At 61.9% G+C, this 14,380-nt stretch carries 17 protein-coding genes and 1 pseudogene; 6 read left to right on the top strand and 12 right to left on the bottom strand.

Going from position 1 to position 14,380, the window contains the following annotated elements; translation table 11 throughout:
- Positions 1–139: 139 nt before the first annotated feature.
- The gene (locus tag EP165_RS11130; protein WP_127522399.1) at positions 140–331 is read left to right on the top strand and encodes a type II toxin-antitoxin system HicA family toxin; all 192 of its coding nucleotides are present in this window, start codon (positions 140–142) and stop codon (positions 329–331) included.
- Between the two features lie 2 nt (positions 332–333).
- Positions 334–612, top strand: a complete 279-nt coding sequence (locus EP165_RS11125; RefSeq protein WP_127522397.1) for a type II toxin-antitoxin system HicB family antitoxin — start codon at positions 334–336, stop codon at positions 610–612.
- A gap of 87 nt (positions 613–699) precedes the next feature.
- Here EP165_RS11125 and EP165_RS11120 read toward each other — a convergent pair whose 3' ends face one another.
- On the bottom strand, positions 700–1,605 hold the full coding sequence (locus tag EP165_RS11120; protein WP_127522395.1) for a hypothetical protein: 906 nt from the start codon (positions 1,603–1,605) through the stop codon (positions 700–702).
- Between the two features lie 760 nt (positions 1,606–2,365).
- On the opposite strand from EP165_RS11120, the gene EP165_RS11115 reads away from it, so the two are divergent.
- Positions 2,366–3,007: a hypothetical protein gene (locus EP165_RS11115; RefSeq protein WP_127522393.1), complete on the top strand. Its 642-nt coding sequence runs from the start codon at positions 2,366–2,368 to the stop codon at positions 3,005–3,007.
- Positions 3,008–3,552: 545 nt separating this feature from the next.
- Here the strand turns inward: EP165_RS11115 and EP165_RS11110 are convergent.
- The 6 genes and pseudogenes from EP165_RS11110 to EP165_RS11085 form a co-directional block, all read right to left on the bottom strand.
- A pseudogene (locus tag EP165_RS11110) lies at positions 3,553–4,080 on the bottom strand (transglycosylase SLT domain-containing protein); the annotation flags it as partial.
- A gap of 344 nt (positions 4,081–4,424) precedes the next feature.
- Entirely contained in the window at positions 4,425–5,111 is a 687-nt protein-coding gene (locus EP165_RS11105; protein WP_127522389.1) for a hypothetical protein, read from the bottom strand.
- Positions 5,112–5,244: 133 nt separating this feature from the next.
- Complete coding sequence (locus EP165_RS11100) at positions 5,245–5,646, bottom strand: DUF4864 domain-containing protein (RefSeq protein WP_127522387.1); 402 nt, start codon at positions 5,644–5,646, stop codon at positions 5,245–5,247.
- A 107-nt stretch (positions 5,647–5,753) separates the two neighbouring features.
- Positions 5,754–6,242, bottom strand: coding sequence for a flagellar basal body-associated FliL family protein (locus EP165_RS11095; RefSeq protein WP_127522385.1), 489 nt, complete (start codon positions 6,240–6,242; stop codon positions 5,754–5,756).
- A gap of 93 nt (positions 6,243–6,335) precedes the next feature.
- Complete coding sequence (locus EP165_RS11090) at positions 6,336–6,704, bottom strand: cupredoxin domain-containing protein (protein ID WP_127522383.1); 369 nt, start codon at positions 6,702–6,704, stop codon at positions 6,336–6,338.
- Positions 6,701–7,234 (bottom strand): DUF4142 domain-containing protein, encoded by a 534-nt coding sequence (locus EP165_RS11085; RefSeq protein ID WP_127522381.1) that lies wholly within the window; start codon positions 7,232–7,234, stop codon positions 6,701–6,703. Before EP165_RS11085 ends, EP165_RS11090 begins: the two co-directional genes overlap by 4 nt.
- A 166-nt stretch (positions 7,235–7,400) precedes the next feature.
- On the opposite strand from EP165_RS11085, the gene EP165_RS11080 reads away from it, so the two are divergent.
- The gene (locus EP165_RS11080; RefSeq protein ID WP_127522379.1) at positions 7,401–8,357 is read left to right on the top strand and encodes an AraC family transcriptional regulator; all 957 of its coding nucleotides are present in this window, start codon (positions 7,401–7,403) and stop codon (positions 8,355–8,357) included.
- 17 nt (positions 8,358–8,374) lie between these two features.
- On the opposite strand, the gene EP165_RS11075 is transcribed toward EP165_RS11080, so the two are convergent.
- The gene (locus EP165_RS11075) at positions 8,375–8,761 is read right to left on the bottom strand and encodes a lysozyme inhibitor LprI family protein (protein ID WP_127522376.1); all 387 of its coding nucleotides are present in this window, start codon (positions 8,759–8,761) and stop codon (positions 8,375–8,377) included.
- A gap of 174 nt (positions 8,762–8,935) precedes the next feature.
- Between EP165_RS11075 and EP165_RS11070 the strand changes: the two genes are divergently transcribed.
- Complete coding sequence (locus EP165_RS11070; RefSeq protein WP_127522374.1) at positions 8,936–9,529, top strand: methylated-DNA--[protein]-cysteine S-methyltransferase; 594 nt, start codon at positions 8,936–8,938, stop codon at positions 9,527–9,529.
- Between the two features lie 206 nt (positions 9,530–9,735).
- A complete protein-coding gene (locus tag EP165_RS11065; RefSeq protein ID WP_127522372.1) occupies positions 9,736–9,966 on the top strand; it encodes a hypothetical protein in 231 nt (76 codons plus the stop codon).
- Between the two features lie 81 nt (positions 9,967–10,047).
- Here EP165_RS11065 and EP165_RS11060 read toward each other — a convergent pair whose 3' ends face one another.
- The 4 genes from EP165_RS11060 to EP165_RS11045 form a co-directional block, all read right to left on the bottom strand.
- Positions 10,048–11,187, bottom strand: a complete 1,140-nt coding sequence (locus EP165_RS11060) for a sn-glycerol-3-phosphate import ATP-binding protein UgpC (protein ID WP_127522370.1) — start codon at positions 11,185–11,187, stop codon at positions 10,048–10,050.
- A 9-nt stretch (positions 11,188–11,196) separates the two neighbouring features.
- Complete coding sequence (gene ugpE, locus EP165_RS11055; protein WP_127522368.1) at positions 11,197–12,096, bottom strand: sn-glycerol-3-phosphate ABC transporter permease UgpE; 900 nt, start codon at positions 12,094–12,096, stop codon at positions 11,197–11,199.
- Between the two features lie 10 nt (positions 12,097–12,106).
- Positions 12,107–12,988: an ABC transporter permease subunit gene (locus EP165_RS11050; protein WP_127522366.1), complete on the bottom strand. Its 882-nt coding sequence runs from the start codon at positions 12,986–12,988 to the stop codon at positions 12,107–12,109.
- Positions 12,989–13,059: 71 nt separating this feature from the next.
- Positions 13,060–14,370, bottom strand: coding sequence for an extracellular solute-binding protein (locus EP165_RS11045; RefSeq protein WP_127522364.1), 1,311 nt, complete (start codon positions 14,368–14,370; stop codon positions 13,060–13,062).
- Positions 14,371–14,380: the final 10 nt, after the last annotated feature.

Below are 14,380 nucleotides of genomic sequence, written 5' to 3'. Positions count from 1 at the left end.
GAGGGGCAGAGCCCACAGGCGCGGGGTGGGGGTGGCAGAGGCCGTGCGCCGGCGCCTATCTCTCCCCTTGCGGGAGAGAAAGCGAATTCCTGGGCTTGGCTCTGCCAAGTCCCTGGAATTCGCAAGAGAGGGGGAATGCGTGCTCAAGGACAGTCGCGACATCATCCGCCGGCTGACGCGCGACGGCTTCCTCCTTGTCTCGACACGCGGTTCGCACCATAAATACCGTCATGCGGATGGCCGTGTGGTGATTGTTACACATCCGCGCAAGGACATTCCCGCCGGCACCGTGCGTTCCATCTACGCGCAGGCCGGCTGGCCGAAGGACTGACGATGACCCACTACATCGCGCTCATCCACAAAGAGCCCGACAGCGGCTACGGCATTTCCTTCCCCGACGTTCCGGGTGTGACCACCATTGCGGACACGCTGGACGAAGCGTTGCGCGAAGCAGGAATTGCCCTCGGCTTCGCTTTCGAAGACTGGCAGGGCGAAAAACCCGAGCCACGCACGCTCGACGCACTGCGCCGTGACCCCGACTTCCGCTCGTGGTCCGAAGATGCGGTCGTGGCGGCGGTGACACCCGCGAAGGACATGGCCCACGCGGCCTGAATAGCCGAAGGCGACTGACGGATCACTCTAATTGCGTCCTCTGCAGGTTGTCAGAAGGCCACGTGAAGGTCCCGCTATACCCCGGCTCTAGAGGGTTAAAAGGTGACGCTGCCGCGTATTGATGGCAGCGCGGACATATCCGCTTGAAGGTGCGCCCAGTAACGCAACCAGCAGGCGGCAGATAAGCGCATGCATTTCGAGGGTCAGGTTACTCCCAGTACCCACTCCATGAAGCGCAAAGCCCAGCGGTTCGCCCATGAAAAGTGCCTCATGAAGCGCATTGTTACGTAGTATCGCAATCTCCGCCTGGCCGCCGTTCTTGATTGCCCACACGGGCGTTTCCATACTGAACAGGTCACACATCCAAGCTACGCGCTCAGCATGCGATAGGTGTTTGGGACGAGGATTTATGGATGACGCAAGGGCAAAACAGGCATCAAGCGCGGTGTAGAGAAAAATAAACTTTTCAAACTGAAGAAGAAGCGGATTCTGGCTGAGGAAGAGCGAATGTACGGCGGCAGCGAAACGTTTTGCCCGCATTGGCTTGCAACGATTGGCAATCCAGAACGCATCAGCGAGCGCCAGCGCCTTTCGCTTGTTCGGGCCAGACATGCCGAAATCCACCAATGTACCTGGAACGAGAGGCGTAGCATCGATAAATCCGGCCTCCGTTGCTGTGAGCCTAATTCCTTCAAAAAAGGACTCTGCCCATAAGAGAAAGGTAATGTGGTCAGTGCTTTCGGCAGCAAAGTGCCTAAGGACATGGGTCTTCGGCAAACCAAAAACGCGCGACGGGTATGGCATAGTGCGGATTTCGCGAGTAGCGCCGAAATGACGAACTTCCTGCGGTGGAGCGTAGATCCACTTACCCACCACACCTTCGGCATTCACGAGCGCTACCGTTGCTTCCAAGTTAGGAAGCGTCCGAATTTCGATGTTGCCAACAGAAATCGCGAGCGGCGACGGGTAGTACCCAAAATCGATTTCGGTCATAGCAATGTTCGTGAGACCAAGCCTAATTTCATTTAGCTATACCGATGTGGATAAGCCGTACCAATTAGATCGGTTGGCTCCTCGGATTGCATTTCGCCAGAAGCCAGTTGAATTTTCCGCTCTAAATTCTTGCTTCTTGGCACTGGGGGGGACAAGTCTTTTTAGCAAGCGTGAATATAACCTCGCCGTCATTCCCGACCGCATGAGCGAGGAACGAGCGGAGTGTGTCGGGAATCCATGCCTCTGGGTCCGAGCCTCAGAGCCGGGCCAGTAACGAGCTTCGCCACCTCGGCGCGTCATCCCGGAAGCCGAGTGAAACGAGGCTGTCCGGGATCCATTCCGTGACTCCTGCCGAGATTACAACCGTTCCGGAATGGATCCCGGATCATCGCCGCTGCGCGGCTCGTCCGGGACGACGGCGGTGGTGGTGGCTCCTACCACTCGCTGACGCCGCGTGGACAGATTCGGCACTGGAGAAATTTTCACCCCCGCTAACCCCGTGCCCCCGCTCACCATTGCCCACTCACCACCCACTTTTCTATCCCCGCTCGCCAAACCGCTCCGACAATCCCCGCAGGTCAACGCGAGGTGGAAATGGACTGGACGCTGGCAATCAGACGCAACCGCGAGGCATTGCAGCGCATCCTCGCGGCGCTGTTCGCGCTTGCCGGGCTTGAAGACCGGCAGTCGGCAATAGGCAGTCGGCAGTCGGCAGTCGGGCTCAGCACAGGCTGGCGACAATGGTGTTTTCGATTGCCTATTGCCGACTGCCGATTGCCGCCACTTCCTCCCGCGCCACCTGCACACCTATGCGCTGCGCATCCTGCGCGCCGCCGAAGCCGCCATCCGGCGTCTCGTCGTGATTGCCGCGCAGGATGTCGTGCCGCGTCCGGCCGGCAGGACCTGGCCCCCTTCCTCTTCCCCGCAACGAGAGGTGCCGAGCGAAAGCGAGGCGGAGTGGGGGCAAAGCCTTCGCATCCCGGCCTTCCCGCTGCTCGACCCGCTGAAGCGGTTCCGTTTCGAACCGCCGAGGCACGCTTCGAAATTCATGCCGCGCATCTGCGTGGTGGGCGTCACCGAGCCGGCGCCAATTCCCGAAAAGCCCGTCTTTTCCCCCGACGACCCGGTCGATGTGACGGGCCTCTGCCGCCGCCTGCTTTCGTCGCGCCGCGCACTCGCCAACCTGCCGCGCGAGGCACGCCGCCTTGCTCGCTGGAGGGCTAGAGGGGCGGATTTCCCCTCCCCCTTGCGGGGAGAGGCTGGGGGTGGTTCTGGTATCCGCCGCGTCTCGCCGCTGCGCATCGGCCACCCGCCGGGCAAGAGGAAACGCCCCAACCACATGGTCGACGACATATTGAACGAGTGCCAGGCCCTGGCGTTGGACGCGCTCGATACGTCGTGATGGGTGAGCAGCCGGGCCCGGTTGCGAACACCAAAACCACGCGCGTCATCCCGGAAGGCGAAGCCTGTCCGGGACCCATTCCGTGATCTTTGTGCAGTTCACGGCCGCTCAGGCATGGATCACGGATCAAGTCCGGGATGACGACCGGGAGGGAGGCCTGACGCAAACCGTCAGCCGCAGAGCATTCCATTACACGGCGATACCGGCATGACATTGGAGACTGGCGGAGCACATATCCACCTCGTCATCCTCGGGCTTGACCCGAGGATCGATGCCAGAATGGTCGCGACATTCGCCACTTCTCAGCAATTGCGCCAAAACGGCCGCAGGCCGAGGCGGCGACTGCGCCCGACTTTTCGGGCGCGCCCGCGGAGCCGGTGATCAGAGCGAATTCGGCGTCAGCAAAAACAAACGGACGTGGTCCGAGCGCGCGACTGCGCGCCGCCGGTCGTCCGGCGCCCACGCTGAGGGCCCGCCGCGTCAGCGGCGGAATTGCCCGTGAACGAAAACAAACCCGAGCGAAAACAACCCGCGAAGAAACTTTCCTAGTTCATCCGCCGGCGGTCGCGGCCGAGGCCCGTTTCGTCGAGCAGCCCGGCCGCCTTGGCGTCGTAATAATAGCCGCGCGCGTAGAGCCGCACCGCCTGGTCCTCGTCGCCGCCGGCCGTCAGATAGGCGCCGCGCAGATAGCGCACCGCATATTTGAGGTTGGTTTCGGCGTCGAGCAGCTCTTCCGCCGAACCCCGGTGCCCCATGGTGCGGGCGGTCTGCGGCAGGATCTGCATCAGCCCCCAATAGGGCCCGTTGCGCGCGGCGGGATCGAACGTGCTTTCGCGTTTCACCACGCGCCGCACCAGCCGTTCCGGCACGTCGTAATGCTCCGCATATCGCGCGATCAGAAGGTCGAGTTCGGGGCTGCGCGCGGCAACCCGGTCGGGCCCGTAGCGCCCCTCCGGCGCGAACACCGTATTGGCCGAAGTTGGCGTCGGGCCGGCATAGGAGGCAAGCGCGAAACCCTCGCCCCGCGCGCCGGGCACCGCGTTCACCTCATCGGGAAGTGCGGCTTCCTCCTGCGCTGCGGCTTGCAGCTGCTGCGCTACCCCGCCGGACGAAGTGCAGCCGGCAAGCGACAGCGCGCCAAGCGAGAGCGCCAGCGCGAACGATATCTGCGGAAGGGATTTGAACGATGGGGACATCAGCAAACGACCGAAACCGGAAACTCCCCACCCGCCGCCCTATTAACGAAAGGAGCGGCCCGGCACAAGCACGAGAAGCGCTGCAGACCGTCACAAGAGGTTTGCCCTTCGGCCGAAGGCCGCAAGCGCAAGCGCGCGTCCGAGCTTATGCGAGGCCCCCGCGAAGGGCCCGCCGCAACGCGGCGGAATAGCCCGTGAGCGAAATCAATCGCAAAAAACCTCTACCGCACCACCCGCGTCCGGAAAGCATGACCCTCGCCCGCCTCGCGCCAGGGGCCGTAATCGGCCTGAGCTTCGGGGTCCGCACCAAGCTTCAGCTCCACAGTGATACGGTCGTTGTGCTCAGGGAACTTCCACAACTGGAAGATACGCCCTTCCCGCCGCCAGCGGAGATAACCGCGAAATCGCAGCACGGTGCGCCCTTCCTCCTCGCGCGCTGGCGGATCGTCCCACCCCGTGTCGAGCGTCCAGTCCATGAAGGTGGAGCGCATCGTGTGCCGGTAGAGCACGACATCGGAGCCCGCCACCTGCTCGGGCAGCCGCCATTCGATCAGAACCAGCGGCTCTTCCTCCACCGAGTAGGGCCCGCCCTTTTGGTAATAGTCGAGGCCGAACCAGCTTGCGGCGACAAGGGCGATCAGCCCGGCGAGCCCATAGCCGGCACCCATCGCAGCACGCGGCTCCAGCCTGCGGCTGAGCCGCCAGGCGAAGATTGCACCCGCGATCGCCCCAACAACCGCGCCGGCGGGCATGAAACCCGCCGCTCCCATCGCCAGCGCGCCCTCGAAGTCGCTGGCGCCCATCAGCTTGCCGATGAAGTAGAGCCCGAAGAAAGCGGCGAAGGCGCCCACAACCGCGGCAATCGCGACGATCAGGATGAAGAGCAGAATGCGTGCGATCAGAACCATGGCTCAGCCTCCGAGACCAGGCGGATATCGGACAAGGTCCGCAAGCCCAAGTGGGCGTCGGGCCTTATGGCCCGCCCCCGCGAAGCCGCTGACCCCGGACATGTTCCGGGGGGACTCGGCGTGAGCGAGAAAATCATCCGCCGAGATCGATCGAGATGATCTTCCACACGTCGTTTTCCTTCACCAGCCGGTATTCCACCGGCTGCACGCCGCCGCTTCCAGTCGTCAGCTTGCCCGACACATGGCCGACACCGTTTTTGATCTCGCGGCTGGAGAAGGAATGGTCCTCGATCTCCTTCAGGATCGGATGCGCATCGATGAAGGCAACGAACCCCTCCAGGGTCGTCGCACTTCGAAAGGCCTCCGACGTTTCTTCGTAGGCTGTGGGCACATCGCCCGCCTTCAGCAGCGCCAGGTGCCGGTCGATCGCCTCGATCACACCCGACGTTGCGTAGAACACGATCGCGATCACAATCGCAACGAACACCGCCAGGCCGCCTGCGACGCCCAGTGCGATCTTGGCCCATTTCGGCATGGTTGCCCCCGCTCAAATCCGGGCACCATTGTCTCCCCGGGCGGGCGCTTTGTCCATTCGGCGGCAAAGACCGGCCCCTTGCGCCGGCAATTGGCCGGCAGGCGCGCTCAGTGCTTGGACGCCTGCCCGCTTTTGTTGGCGGCGAGCATCCGCGCCGCCCGGGCATCGGCATCGGCGATTTCGGTCAGCAGGTAGCCGCAGGATTTTGTCTTCAGCAGCTGGGTGCGGCGCGCCGCGGCCTCCCACGAGAGCTGCGCCAGAAGCCCGTCCCCGGCGGCTTCGGCATTGCTCGCCTCGCGCAGCGCCGGCGCCTGCGAAGACCCGCACTTTTCGCGCACCAGCACGGAAAGCGCGTGGGAATGGGTGAAGGACGATTCCGCCATGATCTCGCGCGGAACGGCGGCAACTTTCGTCTCGTCGGTCGCGTCGTGCACGGCCGCGGCTTCGGCATTTCCCGGAGCAGCGAAATACAGCGCCCACACGGCATAACCGCCCGCACCGACAATGAGCGGCAGCGCTATCGCCGCCGCAATGAAAAGCCTGGACCGCCCCCGGGGAGCGGTCCCGGCATCTGCTTTTTTCGATTTCTTGGCCATGCTTCGAGGTAGCCGGGCAGGAATTAACAGTCGGTAATCGAACCGCCGGGAACGCGCAGTCGCATGGTGAAAAAGATCGCACGGCGCTACCCTTCACGCGTGAACGCCGATCGTCCCCTTCATTGCGGGATGAAAGCGGCAGAAATAGTCGGGCGCCATGCCGGCCGAAACGGTGATGGACTTCGCCTCGCCCTTTCTGATCGTACCCGTGTCCCAGCTGGCGTCGGCGGCAGTGGCCGTATGCGGTGCGATATCGGCGTTCGTCCAGGTCACGGTGTCGCCCGGCTTTGCTTCGATCGCCGCCGGCACGAACTTGAAACGCTCGATCGTCACCGTGTGATGCGCGGCACCCTCCTTGCTGTGGTCGATGCCGTTATGGCTGAAGGCCGCGCGCCCGGACAGCGCGGCGGCAAAAGCCGCCACACCGCCCGCGAGCACGGAACGCCTGTTCCGCCGGCTCACTGCGAAACCTGCCCGACCATCATTTCGGCATGGCCCTGATGCGCCTTGAAGATTTCAAGACCGGCCTCGAACAAAGCCTTCACCTCGCCATTGTCGATGTTGGGTATGAAGGTGTTCTCGACGAGATCGTTGACCGCCATGTGATAGGCAAGTTCGTTTTCGGCATATCGCTTGTCGAACTCCGCGCCGCGCAGACCAGCCATCTCGTCGACCAGCTTGTCGGCGTTTTCGAGCAGTGTCTGGCTGAGGAAATTGTCCTGTGCCTGCGCACCCAGCTTGTCGAGAAGTGCAAGCGCCTGCTCGTTCACCGCCGTATGGTCGCGGATCATCGTTCTGGCGAACTCATGGATCGCAGGGTTGGTCGAAATCGCCAGCGCCAGATGCGCATAACGAATGTCGATATTGTCCGCGACATAAGCGACATGCGCGATTTCGAGGTCATTGAGGGCAGCCGCATCCTGTGCCGAAGCCGGGGCAGCAGCGAGGGATGCAGCAACGCCGGCTGCCAGGAGGGATGAAATTATCTTCATGGATTGGTTCCTTTTAGGTTCGCCGAGAGCCGTGGCAGCCCTCGCGCTCAACCAAAACGGAACAAGCTGGTTTCATGAATGGCTCAAAGTTCCAAAAAATTGATCAATCGTTCGGAACAGTTTCCATCTATGGACGATAGATGATCGCAATGGCATTATTCCCGTCATGGATCTGCTGAGTGACATTCTCTCCCACATGCGACTGGCGGGGACGCTTTATTTTCGCACCGCGTTTACATCGCCCTGGAGCATCCGCGTGCCGGCCTATGAAAATGTTGCGCGCTTCCACTACGTGCACAAAGGCCGCTGCCTGGTCCGCATCAGTCCTCGGGAGGCACCCGTTCTGCTGGAACAGGGCGATCTGCTCATCATCATGCGCGGCGCGGCCCACACGATGTATTGCGACCCAAAGACGGAAAACCTCGCGGTCCAACTGGAAAGTGTCATCGAAGAGTCCGGGTTCGACGGCAAAGGGGCGCTTGTTTACGGCCCGACCGGCACCGACCACGCCACACAGCTGGTCTGCGGGCATTTCGCATTCGACCCGGATGCGCGTTCACTGCTCATCGATGCGTTGCCCGACCACATCCATATCGCCGATTACAGCGAGGCCGCGGGCGCCTGGATGGAACAGACACTCAAAGTGATCGGGGCCGAAGCCGGGCGTCAGAGAATGGGCAGCGACCTGATTGCCCTCAAACTGTCGGAAATCATCTTCGCCCAGGCACTTCGCACCTATCTCGACATCGCCGGTTCAGACAGACCGGTGCTTGCCGGTTTCGCCGACGCGCACATCGCCCGTGCGCTTGCGGCGATTCACGAAAGGCCCGGCGACACATGGACGATCGAGCGGCTGGCGCGCACGGCCGGCATGTCTCGCACGGCATTTGCGATGCGCTTTGCCGAATGCATGGGCATGACGCCAATCGGCTATCTGACCCATTGGCGCATGGAAGTCGCACGTCAGCTGCTGGCAGGATCGAACGAGCCGATCATAGAAATTGCCGAGCAGGTCGGCTACGGCTCCGAAGCGGCATTCAGCCGGGCCTTCAGCAAACACCAGTCAAAGGCTCCTGCAGCCTATCGCCGTTTCGCAAGAGCCGAGGCCGCCAACGCCTGGTAACCGCCGGCATTGCGCGGTCAGAACGGACAGCTCAGATCGCCCTCGGGACAGGCCAGCATCGTTTCGAAATCGGCGGTGCGCTGTTCGGTTAGATCGGCAAGGCAGCCGGCATGGATTGTAGCATAGATTGTCCCGCCCTCGACGCCGCGCGACCGGAAGGTGCATTCGGCGTCGCGATAAGCGATCCATGCGCGCTGCGTTGCTACGAGTTGCTCCGTGCCGTCGGGATCGAGCCGCGACCGTACCTCGCCATAGATTTCGTTGAGTTGCGCATCGGCGGCCTCGTAGGCAAGGCCCGCACAATGGTTCATCTCGAGTTGCGTCTGCGGATCCTCGCAGTTCTGTGCCGGAGCACTAATAGTGGAAGCCGCAAGCAAGATTGCGGCGATTATCTTCAGACGCATGAATACCTCCGTTGTTGCGGAGCATTGTTTCGTTGCGACGCGCATATGTCCACCTTCAACGGGTGTTGCAGACGCTAAGTACAACACATGCGGGAATCGGGTGGCAGGAGTGATCGGTTCGTGCTTTGTTCGGCTAGTTGTCCATGCTATTCTGCAGCGGAACGGGTGTGACAGATGACTGAAACCGCCTTCCCTTCCAAACTGGCGCCTGGTGCGTTCATCTTCGAAACCGCACTGGGATTCTTCTCCATTGCCTGGAGTGCGCGCGGCATCTGCCGCTGCATCTTGCCCGAACCGACCCGGCAGGCAGCCGAGCAGCTGTTCGCCAATCGCGGGGACACCGGTGACGCCGGGCTTGTCTCAGAACCCGACCTTCCAGCCCCGGTTCGAGCGGTCGTTGCGGCAGTGCGCGCATATGCCGAAGGCGACGAAAGCGGCTTCGACGCCGTGCCGCTTGATCTTGATGGCGTCGATCCGTTCCGGCGCGCGGTCTATGCGGCCGCGCGTAAACTCGGCCATGGCGAAGTCGTTACCTATGGCGAACTCGCAGCGCGTGCCGGCTTCCCAAATCACGCACGCGAAACGGGCACGGCGCTCGGGCGCAACCCGATTCCGCTTATCGTGCCATGTCACCGTATCGTGGCAGCAGGCGGCAAACTGGGTGGATTTTCGGCCGAGCGCGGCACCGAAACGAAAAAGCGCCTGCTGGCACATGAGCGCGCCGCGCCGCCCGCCGCCAACCCTGATCAAGCCGTTTTCGCATTCTGAAATAGACACTTACCGCGAAACTTGCGCCGACCTTGCGCAAGCAAAGCCGACTCTTGCGCCAAGATTCGAGCGAAGGCATACTCATAGTCAGGTGATTCGGGGGCGTAGTCCGCTGTAGCCGGGCAGTATTTCCAAAAAAGTCGCGGAGTATTGGCGCGCTTGTGCGCCGGGTGTTGCGTTCGATCAGACGCCAACAGGGGGCCGGCGTGCATCAGATACCGCAAGACAACGCCAAGCGCAGATTGATTGAGCCGGAGCAGCTTGCCGCCGTTGCAGACTACATGCTGTCGCACGGCTACGGCCTCGACGACATCCCCGTGCAGCTCGCCCGCTACTACTACGTCGACCTCGATCTCCTGAACGATATTCTCTATCGCGCCGCCACTCCAACCGCCTTTCCGGAATACACCGGTCAGGATCTTCGGCAGGTGGCCTGAGCGCCCTGACTGTGCCTCCCAACGGGTTTTCTCCCGCAACTCAAGGCCCGGCCCAGCCGGGCCTCTTTTTGTGATGCGTGCCTAGGCCCGGGCCATGGCGGCCTGCTGCGGCGCCACGGCAGCTTCGGCCAAATCGATCCTGCGGCCCGTCTCCCCGTCGAACAGGTGGGCTGCGCCGGGCTCGAGCACCAGCGGCAGGCGCGCCCCGGTCTCAAGCCGCACATTGCCCGGCAGACGTACGATGAGCGGCGCGGCGCCGGTTCCACCCGGCGCAATCCTGCCGTGAGCGAGCGTGTCGGCGCCGAGTATCTCGGCCGCCGATACGACAAGGTCCATATCTGCCTTTTCGTTCGCATGCGCGCGCCTCAGATGCTCAGGCCGAATGCCCAGCGTCACGGGCCGACCGGGTTCCAGCGCAGGAGAATGGCTGAACGGTGCAAGCCGGCTGGCCCCGACCGCAAGAGCCCGGCCATCGCCCTCCACCACCGCCTCGATCAGATTCATGGCAGGGGCGCCAATGAAGCCGGCGACAAAGGCACTCGCCGGGCGCTCGTAGACGTCGAGCGGCGAACCGATCTGTTCGGCCACACCGTTGTTCATCACCACCAGCGTGTCGGCCAGCGTCATCGCTTCCACCTGATCGTGAGTGACGTAGATGCTGGTAACGCCGAAGCGCTTCTGGAGATTTCTGATCTCCACGCGCATCTGGCCGCGCAGTTTGGCGTCGAGATTGGAGAGCGGCTCGTCGAACAGAAACACCTTCGGACTGCGCACGATGGCGCGGCCCATCGCGACGCGCTGCCGCTGCCCGCCGGACAGCTCACGCGGGCGCCGCTCCAGAAGATGTTCCAGCTCGAGCGTCTTCGCGGCTTCGCGCACGCGTCGGTCGATCTCGGCTTTCGGCATGCCGCGATTGCGCAGGCCATAGGCCATGTTGTCGTAGACCTTCATATGCGGGTAGAGCGCATAGTTCTGGAACACCATTGCAATGTCGCGCTCGGCCGGATCAACGCCATTCACCACCCTATCCCCGATCGAGACCTTGCCTTCGGTGATGCTCTCCAGGCCCGCAACCATTCTGAGCAATGTCGATTTTCCGCAGCCTGACGGCCCGACCAGAACAACGAACTCTCCGTCCGGAATGTCGATCGATATGTCGTTTACGGCGCGCTGCGTGCCCGAATAGATTTTCGAAACCCGCTCGATATGAACCTGAGCCATGGTGTTTTCCTATTTGTCGCTCTCGGTAAGGCCTTTGATGAACCAGCTCTGGAACACCACCACCACGACGACGGGCGGCAGCATTGCCAGCACCGCCAGCGCCATGGCCTGGCTGTATTCGGGGATCTGCGCGCCGACCCACACCTGGATGATCTGCTTGATGCCCCGAACGAGCGTGAAATAGTCCTCGTTCGTGGTGATCAGCGTCGGCCACAGATACTGGTTCCAGCCGTAGACGAACATGATGATGAAGATCGCCGCGATCATCGTACGGCTGAGCGGAACAAGTATGTCCCGGAAGAACTTGAGTGGACCCGCGCCGTCGATGCGCGCCGCCTCTATCAGCTCGTCGGGAACCGATTTGAAGAACTGACGGAAGAAAAACGTCGCGGTTGCCGAGGCGATAAGGGGAACGATCAGGCCGGTGTAGGTGTTGATCAGCCCCATCTTCTGAACGATTTCGTAGGATGGCAGAATGCGCACCTCAAGCGGCAGCAGCAGCGTGAAGAAGATCGCCCAGAATGCCAACTCGGCAAGCGGAAACCGGAAATAGACGATGGCATAGGCCGCCATCATGGCAACGACGATCTTGCCGATGGCAAAGCCGAACCCCAGGATCATGGAGTTCACCATCATCGTCGTTCCGTTGACCGCGCCCGCGAACCCGATGCCGTCGAACAGAACCGTCGCATAATTTTCGGCCAGCCGGTCGCCGGGCAGAAACTGCACGCCGCCGATGTGGATCGTCACGGCCTCATGCGTTGAGGTCATGAAGGCCAGATAGACCGGCAAAAGCATGAACAGCGATCCGGCAATCAGGATGGCGTGATCGAACAGCAAACCCCACCGGATTCCGGTCGCAGGGGTGTCGGGCGCGCCAGTGTGCAACGTTGTGGCAGTGTCCGTCATGCGAGCGTCCTCATGAATAATGAACCCGCCGTTCGATGAAGCGGAACTGAACGATGGTGAGCACAAAAACGACGGCCATCAGGATGACGGATTGCGCCGATGAGCCGCCCAGATCGTTGCCGCGGAACCCGTCGAGGAAGACCTTGTAGACAAGCGTCACCGGGTTGTTGCCGGGCTCGTTCTTGGTCATCAGGTCGATGAGGCCGAACGTGTCGAACAGCGCATATGTGATGTTGATCACGACCAGGAAGAACGCCGTTGGCGTGAGCAGCGGGAAGGTGACCGTCCAGAACCGGCGGAAGCCGGACCGGCAGTCGATCCGGGCTGCTTCGCGCACCGAGCGCGGGATCGACTGCAGCCCCGAAAGGAAGAAGATGAAATTGACGGCGATCTGCAGCCAGACCGCTGTGACGATCATCGCAAACGCGGTGTCGTGGTAGTTGACCCCGACCCGCAGGTTCCAGCCGAACCACGAAGCCATTTTCACGATCGGTCCGACATGCTGGTCGAACAGCATGATGCCGAGCAGCCCGGCGACCGGTGGCGCGATCGCATAAACCCACATCAGAAGCGTGCGGTAGCTCTTTGCGCCGCGCAATACCGCATCGGCTTTCACGGCCAGCACCAGCGCGATCGCCAGTGCGAAGAACGCGACAAGCACCGTGAACCAGACCGTGAATATCGCAACACGCCGGTATTCGGCATTGCTCAGCACATCGCGGTAGTTGTCGAGCCCGACAAAGGTCGACCCGAAGCCGAACGGGTCCTCCAGATAAAAGGACGAACGGACGGCCTCGCCCGCCGGCAGATAGAAGAACACCGCGACAATCAGGATCTGCGGCAGCAGAAACAGATACGGGATGACCGAGTGTCCGAACCTGACCTTGTTCATCGAAGTTTCCCCGCCGGAAAAAGGGGCTCGCGCCCCGGACGGGACGCGCGCCGTTTCGGTTTCGGTAGCGATCAGGAACCGGTCTTGGCGAAACGCTCGAGAAGCTGGTTGCCTTCGCTCTCGATCGCCTCGAACGCCGCATCGACGGTGGTTTCGCCGGTGAAGAGCTTGCCGTATTCGCGGTTCATGATGTCACGGATCTGGACGTAGAAGCCCATGCGGTAGCCGCGGGTCCACTCGCCGGCCTTCATGTTGAGCTGCTCGATGCCGACCTCGGCCTGCGGGGTCTCGTCGTAATAGCCCTCCGACTTGGCCGCCTCATAGGCGGCGTTGGTGATCGGCACATAACCGGTCTCCTTGTGCCACATCAGCTGCACTTCCGGAGAGGTCATGTATTCGAAGAATTTCGCCGTCGCCGCGTTTTCTTCGTCCGACTTGCCCGACATCGCGAACAGCGCCGCACCGCCGATGAAGGACTGGTAGCAACCGCCCTCGCCCACGATCGATGCCCAGCACGGCAGCGGCACCGCACCGAACGGCATCGTGGCCGATTTCTGCAAACCGCCGAAGGAACCGGACGAACCGACCCACAACGCAACCTTGCCTTGCTCGAACGGGGTCTGGTTGTCGCCCCAGCCGGTGCCGTACCACTCGAAGAAGCCTTCCTTCTTCCAGTCGGAGAGCTTGGTGAACATCATCTTCAGCGGCTCGGCATTCACGAGCAGCTTGGTGTCGACCGCACCGTCATAACCGTTGTTGTTGGTCGCGAACTGGAGATTGTTGCGCGACAGGAAGTTCTCGGTGAACTCCCACGGCAGATGCGACTGAACCAGCGCGATGTAACCGGCTTCCTTGAGCTTCGGCGCAATCGCCTCGAACTCTTCCCAGGTCGTCGGTGCTTCGACACCGGCCTTTTCCAGCGCCTCGGTATTGTAATACATGATCGGCGCGGACGAATTGAACGGCATGCCGATCATCTTGCCGGCGCTGTCGGCATAGAAATAGCGGACGCCCGAAATGTAGTCTTCGATGTTGAAGTCTGCACCGGCGCCTTCGAGGAGGTCCTGAACCGGAAGCACCGCGCCTTTGGCGCCGATCACCGTTGCGGCGCCGGCATCGAAGACCTGCAGGATGTTCGGCTGGCCGCCTGCGCGGAACGCGGCGATACCGGCAGTCAGGGTCTCCTCATAGGTTCCCTTGTAAACCGGTGTGATCTCGACTTCGTTCTGCGATGCATTGAAGTCAGCGGCGATCTGATTGACGGTTTCGCCGAGCTGGCCGCCCATTGCATGCCACCACTGGATTTTGGTTTCAGCGGATGCGCTGGCCGAATAGCCAACGAACGCGGCGGTAGTCGCCGCAAGAAGAAGACGCAGTTTCATGGGACGCTCC

The organism is Mesorhizobium sp. Z1-4 (assembly GCF_004000235.1).
In the GTDB taxonomy this organism is placed as follows: Bacteria; Pseudomonadota; Alphaproteobacteria; order Rhizobiales; family Rhizobiaceae; genus RCIO01.
Note: the sequence above shows the minus strand (reverse complement) of the source record. Positions and strands in the feature narration are given on the sequence as shown.